16 protein-coding genes are annotated in these 19,349 nt (G+C 52.0%); 9 read left to right on the forward strand and 7 right to left on the reverse strand.

Annotated elements, in window-relative coordinates; translation table 11 throughout:
- Positions 1–173: 173 nt before the first annotated feature.
- Positions 174–1,169, reverse strand: a complete 996-nt coding sequence (locus ACJJI3_RS16775) for a GlxA family transcriptional regulator (protein WP_444940353.1) — start codon at positions 1,167–1,169, stop codon at positions 174–176.
- 270 nt (positions 1,170–1,439) lie between these two features.
- Between ACJJI3_RS16775 and ACJJI3_RS16780 the strand changes: the two genes are divergently transcribed.
- Complete coding sequence (locus ACJJI3_RS16780) at positions 1,440–2,630, forward strand: class I SAM-dependent rRNA methyltransferase (protein ID WP_444940354.1); 1,191 nt, start codon at positions 1,440–1,442, stop codon at positions 2,628–2,630.
- A gap of 71 nt (positions 2,631–2,701) precedes the next feature.
- On the opposite strand, the gene ACJJI3_RS16785 is transcribed toward ACJJI3_RS16780, so the two are convergent.
- Complete coding sequence (locus ACJJI3_RS16785) at positions 2,702–4,882, reverse strand: TonB-dependent receptor family protein (protein WP_444940355.1); 2,181 nt, start codon at positions 4,880–4,882, stop codon at positions 2,702–2,704.
- 230 nt (positions 4,883–5,112) lie between these two features.
- On the opposite strand from ACJJI3_RS16785, the gene ACJJI3_RS16790 reads away from it, so the two are divergent.
- Together ACJJI3_RS16790 and ACJJI3_RS16795 are read left to right on the forward strand one after the other, a co-directional pair.
- The gene (locus tag ACJJI3_RS16790; protein ID WP_444940356.1) at positions 5,113–5,559 is read left to right on the forward strand and encodes a GNAT family N-acetyltransferase; all 447 of its coding nucleotides are present in this window, start codon (positions 5,113–5,115) and stop codon (positions 5,557–5,559) included.
- A gap of 139 nt (positions 5,560–5,698) precedes the next feature.
- Positions 5,699–6,379 (forward strand): phosphoadenosine phosphosulfate reductase domain-containing protein, encoded by a 681-nt coding sequence (locus tag ACJJI3_RS16795; RefSeq protein ID WP_444911839.1) that lies wholly within the window; start codon positions 5,699–5,701, stop codon positions 6,377–6,379.
- A gap of 222 nt (positions 6,380–6,601) precedes the next feature.
- On the opposite strand, the gene ACJJI3_RS16800 is transcribed toward ACJJI3_RS16795, so the two are convergent.
- The gene (locus ACJJI3_RS16800; protein ID WP_282930559.1) at positions 6,602–7,108 is read right to left on the reverse strand and encodes an SRPBCC family protein; all 507 of its coding nucleotides are present in this window, start codon (positions 7,106–7,108) and stop codon (positions 6,602–6,604) included.
- A gap of 97 nt (positions 7,109–7,205) precedes the next feature.
- Here ACJJI3_RS16800 and ACJJI3_RS16805 point away from each other — a divergent pair, with 97 nt between their 5' ends.
- Complete coding sequence (locus ACJJI3_RS16805; protein ID WP_444940357.1) at positions 7,206–8,099, forward strand: LysR family transcriptional regulator; 894 nt, start codon at positions 7,206–7,208, stop codon at positions 8,097–8,099.
- Between the two features lie 247 nt (positions 8,100–8,346).
- Here ACJJI3_RS16805 and gyrB read toward each other — a convergent pair whose 3' ends face one another.
- The 4 genes from gyrB to dnaA form a co-directional block, all read right to left on the reverse strand.
- Entirely contained in the window at positions 8,347–10,767 is a 2,421-nt protein-coding gene (gene gyrB, locus ACJJI3_RS16810; protein WP_444940358.1) for a DNA topoisomerase (ATP-hydrolyzing) subunit B, read from the reverse strand.
- A gap of 18 nt (positions 10,768–10,785) precedes the next feature.
- Complete coding sequence (recF, locus tag ACJJI3_RS16815) at positions 10,786–11,892, reverse strand: DNA replication/repair protein RecF (RefSeq protein ID WP_444940359.1); 1,107 nt, start codon at positions 11,890–11,892, stop codon at positions 10,786–10,788.
- A gap of 117 nt (positions 11,893–12,009) precedes the next feature.
- Positions 12,010–13,116 (reverse strand): DNA polymerase III subunit beta, encoded by a 1,107-nt coding sequence (dnaN, locus tag ACJJI3_RS16820; protein ID WP_444895604.1) that lies wholly within the window; start codon positions 13,114–13,116, stop codon positions 12,010–12,012.
- 33 nt (positions 13,117–13,149) lie between these two features.
- A complete protein-coding gene (gene dnaA / locus ACJJI3_RS16825) occupies positions 13,150–14,781 on the reverse strand; it encodes a chromosomal replication initiator protein DnaA (protein ID WP_444940360.1) in 1,632 nt (543 codons plus the stop codon).
- Positions 14,782–15,292: 511 nt separating this feature from the next.
- On the opposite strand from dnaA, the gene rpmH reads away from it, so the two are divergent.
- From rpmH to mnmE, 5 genes are all read left to right on the forward strand, one after another.
- Positions 15,293–15,427, forward strand: coding sequence for a 50S ribosomal protein L34 (gene rpmH / locus ACJJI3_RS16830; RefSeq protein WP_020413885.1), 135 nt, complete (start codon positions 15,293–15,295; stop codon positions 15,425–15,427).
- Positions 15,428–15,456: 29 nt separating this feature from the next.
- Positions 15,457–15,843, forward strand: coding sequence for a ribonuclease P protein component (gene rnpA, locus ACJJI3_RS16835; protein WP_282930565.1), 387 nt, complete (start codon positions 15,457–15,459; stop codon positions 15,841–15,843).
- Positions 15,840–16,073 carry a membrane protein insertion efficiency factor YidD gene (yidD, locus tag ACJJI3_RS16840; protein WP_108735100.1) on the forward strand — a complete coding sequence of 78 codons (234 nt, stop codon included), beginning with the start codon at positions 15,840–15,842 and terminating at the stop codon, positions 16,071–16,073. Before rnpA ends, yidD begins: the two co-directional genes overlap by 4 nt.
- Positions 16,074–16,081: 8 nt before the next feature.
- Positions 16,082–17,752, forward strand: coding sequence for a membrane protein insertase YidC (yidC, locus tag ACJJI3_RS16845; RefSeq protein WP_444940361.1), 1,671 nt, complete (start codon positions 16,082–16,084; stop codon positions 17,750–17,752).
- Positions 17,753–17,831: 79 nt separating this feature from the next.
- Positions 17,832–19,208: a tRNA uridine-5-carboxymethylaminomethyl(34) synthesis GTPase MnmE gene (gene mnmE / locus ACJJI3_RS16850; RefSeq protein WP_444940362.1), complete on the forward strand. Its 1,377-nt coding sequence runs from the start codon at positions 17,832–17,834 to the stop codon at positions 19,206–19,208.
- The last annotated feature ends 141 nt before the right edge of the window (positions 19,209–19,349 follow it).

Consider the following 19,349-nt stretch of genomic DNA (forward strand, 5'->3'; position numbering starts at 1 on the left):
AGTATCATCAACCCGGAAAATTTTTCCTATGTTAAAAAATAAGCTTCGGTAAAAAAGAATGAGTAAGTTCAGTTGATATGCAGTTAAAACAACAATTACTTTTTACTGCGCTAAATATAAATCTCCCAAATTAAATATTAACAATTGGCTGCAAGTAATTAATAACTATATTTTTAGTAAAAACGCTTTCGATATTCACTAGGCAAAATACCCTTGTGCTTTTTAAAGGCTCTTCTCAATTGCTCTTGGGATTGAAATCCACAGAGTTTTGCCACTTTATCCTGTGACTGATTTTGTTCGGAAAATAATTGGCAAGCTCGTTCCACTCTTATTTGCTCTAGAAATCGAGCAGGCGTTACACCAAGTTCTCGTACAAAGCTCCGGGCAAAATTCCGTGGGCTCATAGCGGCTTCCTGAGCCAGCCTCTCCACCGTTATAGGTTTCTTAATATTCTGGTACATCCATTCAATCAAAGTTGCAAAACGATCGCTGTTTATCTGATTTTCCAATCGCACACTAAATTGCTGCTGTCCTCCATCTCTCTTTAAGTAGAGAACAAGAATTCGAGCCAGGTTGAGTGCCAAGCCCCTCCCATGGTCCTCCTCGATCATCGATAGAGCCAAATCAATTCCAGCAGTAATTCCGGCCGACGTATAAACATTACCGTCGCGGACAAAGATGGCATCCGGATCCACTTCTACCTGGGGGAACCCCTGCAACTCAGGAACATCCGCCCAATGCGTCGTAGCACGCCGCCCATTGAGAATGCCTGCGTTGGCGAGCATCAAGGCCCCACTACAGATTGAACCAATACGAGCAACTTTTTTCTGCTGCTCAGCCAGCCACTCCAGAACAGAACTATTGGCACAAGCGCGCTGACAGGAGTCCGGTGGCATGCCGCTCACTAACAGGGTATGAATCCCCTCAGCTTCATGAAACGGAAGGTCTATAAAAACCTTAACCCCTGTCGAAGTCGTAACCGGACCAGACTCAAGTCCCACCAACTGAATATCATAGAAATCCTGGTTGAAACGCCCTTGTTTGCGCAACTGGTCATTTGCCAAGGCAAAAACCTCTAGGGGACCTGTGATATCCAGGCTGGTTGCACCCGGGCAGACCACCATGGCGACTTTCCTAGCTCCATTTTGTGTTTGTTGGTGCTTATTCATCTCGGCAGTTTTCCACAACGGCTGGGGATAAGAATGACTTACAGGCGCCAGATTCTGCCAGTTATAGCCAGCTTAGACACCCTGTTACACCAAATTGATAGTCATTTTCTCCGGTACTGACGTATAAACTTTGACGGATATGAGTAACCCTCGGGTGACTATTGGTTCTCAAAGCTCCGAACGAGCCATACATCAGCTTGCAGGCTTGACCTTCACTTAGCTGTCCGCACAATTGGCCCCTAATTTGTACACATCAACGGAGATCCCCTTTTGGTGGAGTTAATACTGAATCGAGGCGCAGAGCGCCGACTCAAGCGTGGCCACCTATGGATTTACAGCAATGAGGTGGACACTAAGCGCTCTCCATTAAAGGGAATTGATGCGGGTAGTCAGTGCCAAGTTCACGATAGCCAGGGCAAGCTGCTCGGCACAGCCTTTGTAAATCCGAGCCAACTTATTTGTGGACGAATAGTCAGCCGTAATTCTGACTTTTCCACAGATACTGTTTGTGAGCGCATACAAACTGCATTTGAACAGCGCCAACGGTACTTTTCCCACCCCAGCTACCGGATGGTATACGGGGACTCTGACTGGCTTCCGGGCTTGGTAGTGGATAGGTTTGGGGATTATTTAGTAGTCCAGGTCAGCAATTGGGGAATGGAGCGCTACCAACAAACGATTGTGGATAAGTTGGTGGAGATGGTTAACCCCAAAGGCATCCTGCTGCGCAATGATCATCAGGGTCGCGCAGTTGAAGATATGCCGCTGGTACACACCGTAGCCTTTGGAGATGTACCCGAGATGGTCCCGTTCGAGGAGAACGGCGTTCCACTTCTGGCCCCGGTACACCAGGGGCAGAAAACCGGTTGGTTTTACGATCACCGGGAAAACCGCAGGCTGTTGAATCGCTGGGTCAACGGCAAAAAAGTATTAGATCTGTTTTCCTACGCGGGCGGTTGGGGTATTCAGGCACTGGCCAATGGTGCGGCAGAGGTAGTGTGCGTAGACGCCTCTCAGCAGGCCTTGGACTGGTGTTTGCTCAATGCGGATCACAATGGATTCGCCGACAAGCTCAAAACCATCCAGGGTAAAGCACTGGATGTCCTCAAAGGGTTGGTCGCAGAGGGGGAGAGGTTTGATGCGATTGTGCTCGACCCACCCGCTTTTATTAAGCGGAGGAAAGATCATAAAGCCGGCTTGGCGGCCTATCGCCATATCAATGAACTCGCAATGCGTTTGTTGGCGAAGGATGGGCTGTTAGTAAGCGCTTCCTGCTCTATGCATCTGCAATCTGATGAGCTTCTCGACTGTATCCGTGGCGCCGCTCACCGCTTGGGGCGCCCAGCCTCAATTCTGGCCAGTGGTGGTCAAGGGGCTGATCACCCTGTGCATCCAGCAATTCCGGAAACCAACTACCTAAAAGCTCATTTTGTACATCTCGGGGGAAACACCAATAAGTAGGTGCTCATGAACCCCACAAGGCCCCGGTAATGACCGGGGCCTTGTTCTCAGATCGATGAGCCTACTTCAGGTCAAAAGACATACTTCATGCCTAAAGTGGCAGTGCGGGGTCTGTTTGCACGGGCGCCATCTGGACTGCGACTAATAATAACCTGCTCATCCAACAGATTATCCACTTTCAGGTAACCGGTCAGGTCAGCCATGAAATCATAATGCGCAGCAGCATCTACAACCCAAAGTGACTCGGTATAATCAAATTGGTCGGTATCTCCCCGGTTGCATTGGGTATTAACACACATCTCGTCCTGATAGGCTGCAGTCAGGTTCAAACGCCAAGCAGCGCCGCTATCCAGACCCGCAGATATCGCAAAGACATTTTCTGGGAGGTATTCGAGGTTGTCGCCGGCAAGCAGGTCATTACCATCACTATCTTCACTGATTTCTGCATCAGTAAAGGTATAGATTGCCCGCACCGGTAGTATCCAACCGTTTGTGAGCACCCACTCACTTCCAAGCGTAGCTTCCAGCCCTTTGATTTCTGCTTCACCCAACTGGTAGGTACCACTCTCGGCACCATTGGGACATTTCACCGCCACCGAGCAGTTTTGCACAGCATTTTCATAGTCACTGTAGAAGGCGATCAATTCAGCATTCAGGCTTCCGTTATCGAAGCGAGCACCCCATTCATAGTTTGTGGATAACTCCGGCCCCTGGCCATCGGCTGCACCTGCGCCGGGAGGGGCGAAGCCACGGTGCACACCTGCCAGCAGGCTCCACTGTTCGCTTGCCTGGTAAACAAGTCCCAAGCCTGGCAGCCATTCATCCACCTGATTGGAGCGATAGCTGCCCTTCTCTGTACGCTCAGCGTCGTTATAACGCTGCTGCTCGGTCTCTATATCCTCGTAGCGAAGAACAGCAGTGAGAGTCAGCTTATCGTTCAGCTGGATATCGTCGTAGATAAAGAACGAAGTTGCATCCGCGTCTTCAACACGGTTATTGCTGCTTTCTTCAGCGGTATCGGGAATATCTGTGCTCAGATACACCAATTTGCCATCAACCTGCTCATAGTTTTCCACAGGCTGGAATCTATCCACTTCGTCTTGATGCTGGCGCACTCCAAAGGACAGCTCATGACTAACAGAAGCAGTATTAAAGCGCCAATCGGCACTTATCTGCAGGCCCTTAGCCTCGTACTCACGATTGTTGTGCTTAACACCGAAGGTGTAATCTTCAGTGCCATCCAAAACCGCTTGAGGGTCTAAAACTCCATCAACACTGCCGCCGGTATTAACAGCATCTATCAAGTCACCCTCGCTGACCTTAAACCAGTCGCGTTTAAACTTGTTGTAGTAAGCCTGGGTATGCAGGGTAAAACTGTCACTCAGTTCGATACTGTGGTTCAGCTGGATAGTGCTGTGGCGATTCTGCATTTCATCCAGGGCGCTGATACCGTATCGACGGTTCGGATCTTTCTTAAAGTCGGCATCCGTTAGGCCCAGATAACTCATGCCAGACTCCTCTTCAGAGTACTGCAGCTTGATGTCCAACTGCTGGCGATACGTTGCGTCTCTATCGGAACTGATACGACCCTTTAATAGATAGTCTTCTTTAGCAACATCTGCGCTGCCGGCACTATCGATTTGTCTGAATCCATCTGCATACTGCTGCTGTGTTTCCAACAACCAGCCAGTATTTTCTGTACTGGCGCCATAATGAGCATGCAAACGGGTCTCACCGAATTCTCCGGCCTCTAGTTGCACCATACCTTCACTGGCAGTGGGAATAGGTGTGCTCAACATATTGACTGCACCACCCACGGTGAACGGGCCATATTGCAGAGATCCGGGGCCTTTCAACACCTCAATTGCATTCATGCGGCCCGCACTGGGGAAATAATAAGCTTCTGGTGCAGAGTAAGGAGCCGGAGCCACTAACACTCCATCTTCCATCAAGGAAATTTTGGCGGAGCGTCCCCCTTGGGCACCGCGAATCCCGATATTCGGACGCAATCCGTAGCCATCTTCTTCAAGAATGTAGACCCCAGGAACTGAGCGCATCATGCGATTGATATCTACAAACTCGAACTCGGCTAACTCATCAGCATCAACCAAGTGTGCAGAGCCAGGCAACTTGGAAATAGATGAGGAGTCGCCGATTACTGTTACGCTCTCCAGCTGTTGCTCGGCTAAAGTCGGCGCAGCAATAAGAGTGGCTATAGTAAAGACCAGGGGTGTAAATAGAATGTGCTTCATGAACCCTCCAAGGATTATTAGTAACCTTGAGTCATTGTTTTTATAAATACGAATGATTGTATTTTAACATTCCCATTACACTTTATTTACACTCTTATTTTTGTTGTTTAGCGCCACAAACTTCGTTGGAGTGCCTGCAACTTTAAGGTTTTCTTATAAGCAGATGTTTTCTAGGATCTACTCTTCGATCTGACTAGCATTGGGCTCACGTATCCGCTTCGGGTGTGCCCATGATTAGAAAGGCAAAACTCAAAGAGCTGGACAGGTTGGAGCAACTTTGGCTACATGCATCAGCGAACTCCCACCCCTCCATACCCCGCCAGTTTTGGGTGGACCGTATAGCTCAATTTCGTAAAGACTGCCGTAATGCCACTCAATGCCTGGTTTATACCGGTCGCAACAACGCTGTCGCGGAAGCCTTTATCACGCTGCTTAGTGACGGTATCGTCACTCATCTCTGTGTCAGTCCTTTATTTACCGGTTGTGGAATCGGCACTAACCTTATTTCTGCAATTCGTGAGCGGCGTTATCCACTAAAGGCTGAAGTACTTCGTGAGAATCTTCGCACTCGATACTTTCTGCAAAAGCATGGTTTTGTGGAAGTGGAGCGCAGCTATAACGTGGAGTATGGCCAGCATTCAATCTCCATGCAGTGCCCCAAGGCATCTGCAAGATAAAATTTGCAGTATTATGCCCATTGAATAGACTTTCCCTTATAACTGAAGCTTATTGAATCACTTCTTTTTATTGTTTCTACGCGACTCTTGAACCGGGTAGCATGCCTCCCATCATAATTTTCCTGAGCGCTGAATTTTTATGGGACGCAACGCTTCCAGCCAAACTTTACAGCCTATTCCAGAACGCACCTTTCATCACGATGCGGATCTGGAGTCCATGAACCTGCGTTTCGCTGGCGCCAAGCCAAGCGAAATTATGCAGTTCACCATGGAACACGCTCAGAACCCGGTGGTTTTTACTAATTTCCGCCCATTGGCGATAGCTTTTCTTCACTTGGTTACCCGCGCCAAACCGGATATCCCGGTAATTTGGGTGGATCACGGCTATAACACCCCGGAAACCTATCGCCATATCGAAAATGTGGTCAAATCTCTCGATTTGAACCTTCGCACCTACTCACCGAAGATGTCCGCGGCCCACTACAACGCTGTATACGGGGGAATCCCACAGCTGGATACCCCTGAGCATGACTTCTTCTCCAGGACCGTTAAATTGGAGCCGTTTAACCGCGCTATGCAGGAATTGCAGCCGGATGTATGGCTAAACGGTATCCGCCACGATCAGAATTCGCACCGCAAAAACCTGGATATTTTCACCCAGGGCAACCACGGTACTATTCGGGTGGCACCGATGTTCCACCTCAAGGAAATCGATGTGGAAGAGTATGTTTACGAGAATGATCTTCCCGATAACGATATTTATTTTGATCCAACTAAAGGTGAGGAGCACCGGGAGTGCGGATTGCTGTTGGAAAAATAGAATGGACTACTCGGCGAGGACTAGCGTACTTCGCCTATCTCTTTAACAAGGCCTTCTATCCCAGCCGTTTATAAAGTAAATACTTTTTGCGTATTTACCGAATAAAAAAATCTATTACAAAAGGCGAGCCTCGACTCGCTGTATTTTTTTCAAAAAGGAAACTCTTCTATTTACTTCCGCGTAAATCCAGAAGAGTCCTTAAATTACTTATCATGCGATAGGCTAGGCAACTGCCCCTTTTGCAAGATGACCTCCTTTTTCCATATAAATTTTCAGGTCCTTCAGCATTTGCTCAAATTGAGAGCCAGTCATCTTCTTCACCACAGGGCTCAACACGCCTCCTAAAGCATTTAACTCCATATTTGCAGTGAAATTCACTGTTGTGCCTCCACCAACAGAGGGGCTTAATTTAAATTGAGATAAACTCTTTTTAACGGGGAATCCCGGTGGCGTATTTTTGGTTTCAACCGAGACATCCAGTTCATAGTTTTTCTCATCAAACCTTGTAATAGTTTCATCTGCGACAAGACCCGACGGTCCCTTATTTGTCAGCACACAAACCCGGCCTTCTACACTCGCATTTTCAACAGGTTTTCCCTCCTTAGCGAAGGAGTGAGGGATTAACGTCATCCACTCGTAAGCTGTATCAAAATCAACGGCGAGGACTTTCCAGACCTCATCAATTGGGCGGTTAATTGCGATTTCTCGGTTTACTTGGGCTTCTTTCATCTCTGATCTCCTGGGTTTCTCTACGGGAGTGCTATTGACGGGAGACAGATTAACTGGACACTATATGCAACGGAATACAGCAAAATAGGACAGTGTGTTGCATAAAGAGTCCATAGATTGGGGAGATATCCAGTTCTTTATCGCGGTAGCCAGGAGTAAGAGCGCTCGCAGCGTTGCTGACGACTTTAAAGTCAGCCACTCCACAGTCTCTCGCCGTATTGATGCCCTGGAGGAAAAGCTCCAGGCCAAGCTGTTTTATCGCAGCTCCAAGGGCTATCAGCTGACGGAGGATGGCAAAGCGATGCTCGACTACGCCCAATCGGCAGAGCAGTATCTAAATGCCGCGCAGAAGCATTTACAGGGGGGGAGTAACCAGCTCTCCGGGGAAGTTCGCATCACTATGCCGGATGTAGTCGCATCGCACTTAATTATCCCCTACCTAAATGACTTCTCACGTACGTATCCAGAGATCAACGTACAGCTACTGGTTACTAGCCACGTTCTCGATTTGGAAAGTCACCAAGCCGACATAGCACTTCGTATTCTCCCCAAAGGCGACGTCGATGTTTCGGATCGACTTGTTGCTCGCAAGCTCGCCGACCTACCCAGTTGCTGTTACGGTTCTCCGAGGTATATCGAGAAATCTGTACCTGACGATGGCCACTGGCTCGGCTGGAGTGGCGATGACGCCACATTGAATTGGGCCAAAGACACGCCCTATCCACAAATGCCTTATCAGCACCAGATTAATCACGGTTTGATACAGCTAGAGGCAGTTAAGAGTGGACTGGGGCTGGCCAGGCTGCCCTGCTTTCTTGCAGATGGTGCTGAAGGAGTCGTTCGGGTCCCTGGGGCAGCTCCATCCAGCCTGCATGAACTGTGGCTAGTCTCCAACCCAGAGCACCGCAATGTTATGCGTTTTAAGGTTTTTAGGGAGTTTATCGTGGAGTTATTTATGAACCTGGAAGATAAACTGGTAGGAAAGCTTTAGTTGAGGCAATTGGTATATTTCCGAATATAGTAGGCCTATTTTACCCACGACCCTATTGAACTATTCGATTTTTTAACTATTTATTTTTACCGAAATTTGTCTGAGAGGGCAGCAGTTTAGCTTTTGATAAGAAGAAAATTATAAATATCCAATTTATCGGAAGTCGTTTTTCAGGTGAAGAACAATACTCCACAGTAATTCCTTATGTTGGTCACGTAAGAAATTACTGTGAGCTTATCGACTCCTATTAAACGTCGAGGTTTTCCACCGCCAATGCGTTGGTCTCGATAAAGTCACGGCGGGGCTCCACCTGATCGCCCATCAAGGTGGTAAAGATCTGATCTGCTGCGATAGCATCTTCAACGGTTACCTGCAGCATACGGCGGCTCTCTGGGTCCATGGTGGTTTCCCAAAGCTGCTCTGGGTTCATTTCTCCCAGTCCTTTATAGCGCTGAATACCGTAGCCTCTGCGGCTCTCGCCCATCAGCCAGTCCATCACTTCAGGGAAGCTGCCAACAGGGTGCTGCTTCTCGCCGCGCTGGATAAAGGCACCCTCTTCCAATAGACCCACCATTTTCTCCCCCAGAGCGCAGATAGACGCGTACTCGGCAGAATCGAAGAACTCATGGTTAATCAGGTAGTCACTACCGACACCGTGGGCGACGATATGGATATGGGGCAGGAATAGGCCGCGCTCGGTGTTCTCCTGAACCGTCACTTCGTGACGACGGGTTCCACCACTTTCTTCGTCACCAAGTTTCTCCTGTAGCTTCTCACTCCAAGCTGCGACTTTCTCCTGGGACTGCAGGTCTTCCTGAGACAAGCTGGGCAGGTAGATCATGCTGCGCAGCACTTCCTCAGGGTACAGACGCGACAGACGGTCGATTGTCGCCAGTACGCTGCGGTACTCGCCTACCAGGCTTTCCAGGGAGGCACCAGAAAGCCCAGGGGCATCCGGGTTCACAAACAGAGTGGCGCCTTCCAGGGCGGCGTTGGTGAGGAACTGGGTTAGAGCGCCCTCATCCTTCAGGTACTGTTCCTGTTTGCCCTTGGAAATCTTATACAGCGGCGGCTGGGCGATGTAGATGTGGCCCCGCTCGATCAGCTCCGGCATCTGACGGAAGAAGAAGGTGAGCAACAGGGTGCGGATATGGGCTCCATCCACGTCAGCATCGGTCATAATGATGATACTGTGGTAACGCAGCTTGTCCGGGTTAAACTCACTCTTGCCGATACCACAGCCCAGTGCGGTAATCAGGGTACCCACTTCGGCACTGGAGAGCATCTTGTCGAAGCGCGCTTTTTCCACATTGAGGATCTTACCCTTCAGCGGCAGGATCGCCTGGGTGCGGCGATCGCGGCCCTGCTTGGCAGAACCACCGGCGGAGTCCCCCTCCACCAGGTAAATTTCAGATAGTGCCGGATCTTTTTGCTGGCAATCTGCCAGTTTTCCGGGCAGGCCGGCAATATCCAGCGCACCCTTGCGGCGAGTCATTTCACGGGCCTTGCGAGCCGCCTCACGAGCCTTGGCCGCGTCGATCATCTTGGTGACGACAGATTTGGCTTCCTGTGGGTTTTCCATCAGATAGTCTGTGAAGTGGTGGCCCATCTCTTGCTCTACAGCGGGTTTCACTTCGGATGAAACCAGCTTGTCTTTGGTCTGGGAGGAGAATTTCGGGTCCGGAACCTTCACAGAGATTATCGCGGTGAGACCTTCCCTAGCGTCATCGCCAGTGGTGTTCACCTTGTCTTTCTTGCCCAGGCCTTCCCGCTCGATATAGCTGTTCAGGCCACGGGTCAGGGCTGCACGGAAGCCCGCCAGGTGGGTACCGCCGTCGCGCTGGGGAATATTGTTGGTGTAGCAGAAGATGCTTTCCTGGAAGCTATCGTTCCACTGTAATGCCACCTCTACTGCAATGCCATCTTCGCGCTGGCTCTGGAAGTGCAGAACCTTATTAATCGGGGTTTTGTTCTGGTTGAGGAACTCCACAAAGGCACTCAAACCACCTTCGTATTCATAGACCTCTTCTTTACCACTGCGCTCGTCCTTCAAGACAATACGCACACCGGAGTTCAAGAAGGACAGCTCGCGCAGGCGCTTGGCCAGCACGTCGAAATGGAATTCGATATTGCTGAAGGTGTCCTCTGAGGGTTTGAAGTGCACCGTGGTGCCGGTGGTATCGCTGTCACCCACGACTTCCAGGGGTGCCTGGGGCACACCGTGGTGGTAGATCTGCTCGTGGATCTTGCCACCGCGACGGATAATCAGCTTCAGCTCCTTGGACAGAGCATTTACCACCGATACCCCTACCCCATGCAGACCGCCGGAGACCTTGTAGGTGTTGTCATCAAATTTACCACCCGCGTGAAGGACGGTCATAATCACTTCTGCTGCAGAGACCCCCTCTTCCGGGTGAATCTCTGTTGGGATACCACGGCCATTGTCCGAGACGGAAATGGACTCATCCGGGTGGATGGTTACACGGATCTCATCACAGTGGCCGGCCAGCGCTTCATCGATGGAGTTGTCGACTACCTCGAATACCATGTGGTGCAGACCGGTGCCATCGTCGGTATCACCAATATACATTCCGGGGCGCTTGCGCACCGCATCCAGGCCTTTTAATACCTTGATACTGCTTGAGTCATAGCTTTGCTGCTCTGACATTTATTCGCTCCATTAAACTTATTGTGCGGCCGAAGCTTCGGCACTGATCTTCCCATGTTCCACGTGGAACACTTTCGGGCAATTCCAAGGGGCATCTAGTTGCCGCCAGGGGCGACTTGTAGTGCCCTCCTCAATTCCGGTTACAAGCACTTGGCTGGCACAACGCCCAACCCAATGCGCAAAAATCTGTTGGTTACTGTCATCCAGCTCTGCCGGCAAGTCATCTACCAGGAATATTGGCATATCCCCCTGCCTACAGACTACCTCCGCCATGGCGGTGCGCACTGCACACACCAACATCTTCTGTTGGCCTCGAGATAGGATATTGTGGGCAGACTCACCGGCTACGGTAAAACGAATATCCGCCCTATGGGGACCAATACGCGTATGCCCCTGTGAAATATCTGATTCCCGTGATTCAGATAGAGCGCCACGCAGGTCAACTTCTTTACGCCAGCCACGACGGTAACTCATATCAACACGGCTCAATAAGCTCTGTGGTAACTCATCGAGAAGTTGCGAAACAGCGGTCTGCAATTGAGAGAACTGAGCTAATCGCAGATCGTTTACACGCTCGCCACTAAGGGCCAACTGCTCTTCCCATACGCCGATGCTGGCCTCATCGATTTTACCACGACGCAGGAGAGCATTTCGCTGCCGCAGTGCGATTTGATAATTTTTCCACTCCTGGGCAAATAAATGTTCCACGTGGAACACTGTCCAATCCAGCAACCGGCGCCGAACGCCAGGGCCACCATCAAGTGCGGAAAAACTTTCACTGTTTATCAATTGAAGTGGCAGGCAACTAGCAAGCTGTGAGCTGGATTCCGCTGGAGCCTGGTTTACCCTGATTCTGCCCGAGCCGTCTGCAAGGCGCTCTACCCCCAAGTTAAAACCGGTATCGAGCTGGGCAAAAACTGTAAGTCCACCAGTATCATGTTGAATAACCGACTTATGCTGACGAGAGCGAAAGGAACGACCGGTTGCCAGCATATGTACCGCCTCTAGCAGTGAAGTCTTGCCACTGCCATTCGCACCACAAAACACATTAACGCCAGGACCCAGCTTGAGATCCGCAGAGCAGATATTTCGAAAATTAGATAAGAGAAGACGGGTCAGCGCCACAGACACCTCCCCCAGAGTGAAGAGCGCGATGCACAGGCATCGGTTTGTTTATCGGCTACCCCACCGAGCGGGGAGGTAGCCTCAATCCATTCATAAATGAGCAATGGGTGGGCTGCCTTACAGGCGCATTGGCATAATCACGTACAGTGCATCACCTTCTTCAGGTTGCTGCAGCAGTGCGCTGCTATTGGCATCAGCCAGACTGATACGGATCTGGTCACTGTGAATAGCACCAGTGACGTCCAGCAGGTAGGAAACGTTAAAGCCAATCTCCATTGGCTCACCTACGTAATCCACCATCATCTGCTCTTCCGCCTCTTCCTGCTCCGGGTTGTTGGCAACGATCTGCAACAACCCCTCAGAAACCTGAAGGCGCACCCCACGGTATTTCTCGTTGGAGAGAATCGCCGCTCGGGAAAAGGCTTGGCGCAACCCCTGGCGATCCGCATAGACCACATTGCCCGCGCCTCGCGGCAACACGCGCTCGTAGTCAGGGAATTTGCCATCTACCAATTTAGAGGTGAAAGTAAACTGACCACTAACCACACGAATATGGTTGTTACCCAGCACTACCTGTGCCTGTGCATCGCTATCTTCAAGCAAACGACCCAGCTCAAGTACGCCTTTGCGCGGCACAATAGCCTGGATAGGCGTGGAGACATCCAGGCCGGGGGCATCGCGATCGCAGAGTGCCAAGCGGTGGCCATCAGTAGCAACCGCGCGCAGCTGCTGCGGGCGGCATTCAAGCAGTAAACCATTCAGGTAATAGCGCACATCCTGCTGAGCCATAGCAAAACTAGTGGCTTCTATCAGGCGGCGGATCTCGCGCTGGGAGATATCGAAACGGGTCTGTGCACTGGCCTCTTCCTGGTTGGGGAAGTCCGCTGCGGGCAGAGTCGACAGCTGAAAACGGCTGCGGCCACTGCGCAGTATCAGGCGCTCACCATCGCGCTCAAACTTTAGTTCAGCACCATCGGGCAGAGAGCGACAGATATCCAGCAGCTTGCGTGCGGGAACGGTCACCTCACCTTCCATTTCTACACCGTCTACACCGAGACGGCCGACAATTTCCACTTCCAGGTCAGTACCGGTCAGGGAGAGTTCCTGGCCCTGTAACTGCATCAACACATTGGCCAGGACTGGCAGTGTTTGGCGTTTCTCAACAACACCGGCCACCAGTTGTAACGGCTTCAGAAGGGCGTCCCGGCTCACATTGAATTTCATCGGTAGTTTCGCCTTGTTTTGTCAGTTATTCGATTAAGTGGTCAGCGACCGTGTCAGCAATTTAACGTCCTCGCGAATATCCGCGTCGGACTCCTGCAACTCACGTATTTTGCGGCAGGCATGTAGTACTGTTGTGTGGTCGCGACCACCGAAGGCATCGCCGATCTCCGGCAAGCTGTGATTGGTCAGCTCCTTGGCCAGGGACATAGCGACTTGGCGGGGACGGGCCACCGAGCGACTGCGCCGCTTGGAGAGCAAATCCGCCACCTTAATTTTGTAGTATTCAGCGACAACCCGCTGGATATTATCCACACTGACCAGTCGATCCTGTAGGGCCAACAGGTCTTTTAGTGCTTCGCGCACAAGGACATCGTCAATAGCGCGACCGGTAAATTGCGAATTGGCAATTACGCGGCGCAGTGCACCCTCGAGCTCCCGCACATTGGAGCGAATACGCTGCGCAATAAAGAAAGCGGAGTCGTGAGGTAAATCCACGCCCACCTGCTCGGCCTTCTTCATCAAAATAGCTACCCGGGTCTCGAGCTCCGGAGGCTCTACAGCCACCGTTAATCCCCAGCCAAAGCGGGATTTTAAACGCTCTTCCAAACCGTCGATCTCTTTCGGATAGCGGTCACAGGTTAGGATAATCTGTTGACCACCCTCCAACAGGGCATTAAAGGTATGGAAAAACTCCTCCTGAGAGCGCTCCTTACCGGCAAAAAACTGGATATCATCAATCAGAAGGGCATCAACAGAGCGGTAGTAGCGCTTAAAGTCGCTGATCGCATTTAGCTGTAGCGCTTTCACCATGTCTGCAACAAAGCGCTCGGAATGCAAATACACCACCTTAGCATTGGGGTTGCGCTCCAGCAGTGCGTTGCCAACCGCGTGCATCAAGTGAGTTTTCCCCAGACCCACGCCCCCATATATAAAGAGGGGATTGTAGGCGCCGCCCGGATTGTCAGAAATCTGTTGTGCCGCAGCGAGGCCCAGCTGGTTGGACTTACCTTCAACAAAGGATTTGAAAGTAAAGTTGCGATTGAGTGAGCTGCCGTGCTTGATAGCCCCCTCCACCTCAACCTGCCTGGCCGGCTGCTCCGGTACGGAGCGAGCCATGCCATTCATAGCCGGTGGTCGCAGATCTGTCAGGGCCAGTTCGCCTGTCGTCATCTGTTCGGCAGTCACCTCCTCAGCCATAGCGGGATGAGGCACCGGCCTGCTGGCACCAAACCCAGATCCCAGCGGTGAAGTCACCGGAGGTGGCACAGTGGCAACAGGTGGTACAGATACCGGTGGCGGTGCCACTACCGGCTGCACCGGAGGTGGTGGCGGAGTTGGCGCCGATGGCACGGGTGTCGGTACCGGTGTCGGAGGGGCATTATTTGTTACATGGCCGCGCTGGAAGCGAGCCGGCCGGCGAGCGGTAATCTCGAGCGCCACTTGCAGAGGGCGTCCCGGTGCAAACTGTTGCACCAACTCGCGAATACGGTTCAGGAATTTATTGCCAACCCAGTCCAGCACAAAGCGGTTCGGTGCGATCAGGCGCAACTCGCCCTCCGCACTGACGGGATTGACGCGCAACGGTCTGATCCAGGTATTGAACTGCTGAGACGGCAGCTCGTCCTGTAAACAGCTCGCGCACTGCTTCCATACGGATTCAGTCAAGAAACCCCCCAAAAAACCCCAAAATGGTAAGACCAAGGAGAGACGGCAAGGCCGGGTTAGGAATCACCCGGGGCCATCAAATAAGATCGGCGCAGTATACCTTTCCACCTTTAGGTTATCCACAAGAAAGACTGCATCTGTTGAAAAAACTGCGCAAAAAGATCCACACAATCAAGGATTTGCACAACAATTAGACAGTTGAGGTGGAAACCCTTCGAAAGTTATCCACAGAAAGCTGTGGGTATCTTGGGGTCAATCAGTGGGCATTCAGAGATACCCCTGATGACTCAACGACTTGTCTAGTTGGCGTAAAAAATTACAGTAAACTCGCGCACCAATAAAAAGAATTTCCCTGATTAGCGCGTTGCTTTCGCTGCTGGCTTTCTATACAATCCGCGGCCTTCGCAGCGCGTAGCTCCGTCTGCACCGGCTTTGTGCCGGACCGGAGTCCAGGCCGCGGCCGGGAAAGGTCCCGAGAAATTTTGAACACAAAGTCTCAGGTAGCAAGACTATGAAACGCACATTTCAACCAAGCAACTTGAAGCGCAAGCGCACTCACGGTTTCCGCGCTCGCATGGCAACCAAAAACGGCCGTAAGATTCTGGCACGCCGTCGCGCTAAAGGCCGCAAAGTACTGTCTGCATAAGATCTCTTCCCTTTTAGAGATATCTCTTTATGCAGCAGGTGCGCAGCAGCTTCGGATTTGCCAAGACGCTGCGCCTGCTTAATGCGGCGCAGTATCGCTTGGTATTCAATGAAAACCAGGTGCGCGCCGCACACCCTCATCTGTTGATCCTCGCCCGTCCCAACTCCTTGGAACACCCGCGTCTCGGCCTCGTTATTGCTAAAAAGCATGTACGCAACGCCTCCGACCGCAATCAAATCAAGCGTATAACCCGGGAAACCTTCCGTCTGCAGCAATATGATTTGCCGCCGCTGGATGCCGTGGTGCTCGCGCGCCCTGGGGTCGCAGATCTGGATAAGGCCGAGTTGGCGAAACTACTGAATAAACTCTGGCGTAAACTGGCCAAGCGGGCTCGACAGCCGCAACCCCAACCATGAAGTGGATACTGATCAAGCTGATCCATGTATACCGCTACCTGGCCAGCCCCTGGGTAGGCAACCAATGTCGCTTCTACCCCACCTGCTCCCGGTACTCTGAAGAGGCCATTGAAACTCATGGAGCGATAAAAGGGGGTTATTTAACTCTGCGCCGCCTTATAAAATGCCACCCCTGGCACCCTGGTGGATTGGACCCGGTTCCCCCCACCAGACACAAGAACACGCTCTAGGTAACAAGATGGATTGGCAACGCTATACGCTGCTCGGCGGAATTCTCGCGGTTCTCCTGGCACTTATCTTCCAGTGGAACGCATTTCAAGAGCAACACACTCCTGAACTCGACCGCGAAACCGTCGTGCAGACTGGCGGCGAGACTGTCAGCCAAATACCCGCCGAAACACCCGCGAGCACCGGCGACAGTGATGTTCCCCAACTTCGTTCCCAGGTGCCCGCTTCCGATGAAGGCAGCAGTACTGAGAGCAAGCTGATCAGTGTCACCACCGACGTTTTTGATCTGCTCATCAATCCTCGTGGCGGCGATATCGTCAAAGTGGCGCTGCGCAAACAACAAGAGAAGTTGGATACCCCGGATCAACCCCTGATCCTGTTGAACCAGACCCGCAACCATACCTATATTGCCCAAAGTGGCCTTATCGGTAAAAACGGGACCGACAGCGCCGCTGGCCGCCCGGTTTTCAAGGTGGCAAGAACCGAATATGCGATGGTTGAGGGCGACGATACCCTGATAGTAGACCTGACTCTGCAACAGGAAGGCGCCAATATCACCAAGCGCTTCACCTTCAAGCGTGGAGACTACCTGATCCAAGTAGCCTACCTGGTGGATAACACCAGTGACAAACCCTGGTCTGCGGCCATGTTTGGTCAGATTAAGCGCGATGCCAGTGAACCCGCAACCGACACCGGCTTCGGCATGTCGCCTTTCCTCGGCGCAGCCATCCGCACCAACGAAAAGAACTACTTCAAGCAGGACTTCGAGGAGATTGCTGAAAGCCCCACCCGCGAAACCATCGAAGGTGGTTGGGTAGCTATGGTTCAGCACTACTTTATCAGTGCCTGGATTCCCCCCCAGGACGAGCGCAATACTTTTGAATTGAAGGAGCTATCCAACGGCCTCTTCCGCATGGGCTTTACCGCACCTCAAGTGCAAATCCCCGCTGCCACCCAAGGCGAGCTGAGCGCTTCTTTCTACGCTGGCCCGAAAGATGTCTACCGTCTGGAAGAAATCTCTCCCGGCCTCGACCTGACCGTCGATTACGGCTGGCTCTGGTGGATCGCCAAACCGCTGTTCGGTGTCCTGCACTTTATCCAGGAGCATATTGTCAGCAACTGGGGCTGGGCGATCATCCTGCTCACCGTATTTATCAAGACGCTGCTTCTGCCACTGTCCGCCGCTGGCACCAAGTCCATGGCGCGTATGCGCAAGTTTGCGCCGCAGATGAAAAAGCTGCAGGAGCAGTACAAGGATAACCGGCAAAAGCTGGCAGAAGAGACCATGAAGCTCTACCGCCGCGAGAAGATCAATCCGATGGGTGGCTGCCTGCCGATCCTGTTGCAGATGCCGGTATTTATCGCGCTCTACTGGATGCTCACCGAAACCGTTGAGCTGCGCCACGCGCCCTGGATTTTCTGGATTCACGATCTGTCGGCGAAGGACCCCTACTTTATCCTGCCGGTATTGATGGGCCTGTCTATGTGGTTTATGCAAAAGCTGAACCCGGCACCCACCGACCCAACCCAAGCCCGCATCATGCAGCTGATGCCGGTGATGATGACTGTATTCTTCCTGTGGTTCCCAGCGGGTCTGGTTCTGTACTGGATCGCCAACAACCTGATTACCATTGCGCAAACCTGGTATATCAATAAACAGGTGGATGCCGGTAAGTACTAACCAGTACCGATCTGCAGCAACACAATAAACAAGGGCCGCTAATGCGGCCCTTTTCCGTTCTGTCGAGTAAACTCAGCCGATGACACAAGAAAGCCTCAATCGCGACACTATTGCCGCTGTTGCCACCGCGCCCGGGCGCGGCGGTATCGGCGTTATCCGACTGTCGGGCACAAGAGCCCTGCAAATTGCCCAACAAATCTGCGGGGAAAAATCCCTCCAGCCCCGCTCTGCCCACTACCGGAACTTTACCCACAAAGAGCAGTTAATCGACCAGGGATTGGCGCTCTTTTTCCCCGGTCCCAACTCCTTTACCGGGGAGGATGTGGTGGAGCTCCAGGGACACGGCGGTCCGGTAATTCTCGATCAGTTACTTCAAGCCGCTATCGAGTTGGGCGCTCGACAAGCCCGCCCCGGAGAATTTTCCGAACGGGCTTTCCTCAACGACAAAATGGATTTAACTCAGGCCGAAGCGATCGCCGATTTAATCGACGCCGGTAGTGCCCAGGCAGCGCGCAATGCCATGCGCTCACTGCAAGGCGCGTTTTCCGAGAAAATCGAAGACCTGGTGGAAAATCTTACCCATCTGCGTATCTACGTGGAGGCCGCCATTGATTTCCCCGAAGAGGAAATCGACTTCCTCGCCGATGGCAAAGTGGCAGCTGATATAGAAACCCTACTGGCACAAATGGTGGGTGTGGAAGCCCAGGCGCGTCAGGGTGCGATAATGCGCGAGGGAATGCGAGTTGCTATCGCAGGCCGCCCCAATGCAGGGAAATCCAGCCTGCTCAACACACTGGCCGGACACGACGCCGCTATTGTCACCGATATCGCCGGTACCACTCGGGATATCCTGCGTGAATATATTCATATCGACGGTATGCCCCTCCAGTTTGCCGATACTGCGGGATTAAGGGATGCTCCGGATAGAGTTGAACAAATTGGTATCGAACGCGCCTGGGAGGAAATCCACGGCGCAGATCGGGTACTACTTGTCATGGATGCAGAGCAGCTCCACTCCCTGGATCCCACACAAGTTTGGCCAGAATTTACCAGTCAGCTGAGAGATCTCGATAAACTGACATTAGTACTGAATAAGATTGACCTCACCGACTACAGCGCTGGCCTTCAGGCACACACTGAAGGCGTGCCAGTGATTGCCATCAGTGCAAAAACAGGTGCCGGGCTCGATGCGTTAAAAGAACATTTAAAACAGAGTATTGGTTTCAGTGGCGCTGGAGAGGGAACATTCAGTGCCAGGCGCCGACACCTGGACGCACTGGGCCGGGCACAAGCTTTTATACATCAGGGCCAGCGGCAACTTCACACTAGCGGTGCAGGCGAACTGCTCGCCGAAGACTTACGCCAGGCCCAGCAGGCTCTGGGAGAAATTACTGGCACCGTCAGTGCCGATGAATTACTCGGCAAGATCTTCGGCAGTTTTTGTATCGGTAAGTAAACGCCCCATCCCAACTTCCAAGTTATCCCAAGGGGGAGGCTACTTTATCCTCCCCCGTTTCTCTCCTTCCAGCTTCCCAACATATTTCTCACTTCTTTTACACAGGCTTAACCCCGACTTTCAGGGCGGGTAAATTAAATC

Source organism: Microbulbifer maximicatervae (SeqCode), from assembly GCF_052466985.1.

Excerpts from the sequence above, each read along its gene's own strand:
- yidD (WP_108735100.1), top strand. The coding sequence starts at position 15,840 with ATGAAGTGGATACTGATCAAGCTGATCCATGTATACCGCTACCTGGCC.
- ACJJI3_RS16775 (WP_444940353.1), bottom strand. The coding sequence starts at position 1,169 with ATGAATAAGCACCAACAAACACAAAATGGAGCTAGGAAAGTCGCCATG.
- ACJJI3_RS16785 (WP_444940355.1), bottom strand. The coding sequence starts at position 4,882 with ATGAAGCACATTCTATTTACACCCCTGGTCTTTACTATAGCCACTCTT.
- rpmH (WP_020413885.1), top strand. The coding sequence starts at position 15,293 with ATGAAACGCACATTTCAACCAAGCAACTTGAAGCGCAAGCGCACTCAC.
- gyrB (WP_444940358.1), bottom strand. The coding sequence starts at position 10,767 with ATGTCAGAGCAGCAAAGCTATGACTCAAGCAGTATCAAGGTATTAAAA.
- dnaN (WP_444895604.1), bottom strand. The coding sequence starts at position 13,116 with ATGAAATTCAATGTGAGCCGGGACGCCCTTCTGAAGCCGTTACAACTG.
- ACJJI3_RS16790 (WP_444940356.1), top strand. The coding sequence starts at position 5,113 with ATGATTAGAAAGGCAAAACTCAAAGAGCTGGACAGGTTGGAGCAACTT.
- yidC (WP_444940361.1), top strand. The coding sequence starts at position 16,082 with ATGGATTGGCAACGCTATACGCTGCTCGGCGGAATTCTCGCGGTTCTC.
- ACJJI3_RS16800 (WP_282930559.1), bottom strand. The coding sequence starts at position 7,108 with ATGAAAGAAGCCCAAGTAAACCGAGAAATCGCAATTAACCGCCCAATT.
- mnmE (WP_444940362.1), top strand. The coding sequence starts at position 17,832 with ATGACACAAGAAAGCCTCAATCGCGACACTATTGCCGCTGTTGCCACC.
- ACJJI3_RS16795 (WP_444911839.1), top strand. The coding sequence starts at position 5,699 with ATGGGACGCAACGCTTCCAGCCAAACTTTACAGCCTATTCCAGAACGC.
- rnpA (WP_282930565.1), top strand. The coding sequence starts at position 15,457 with ATGCAGCAGGTGCGCAGCAGCTTCGGATTTGCCAAGACGCTGCGCCTG.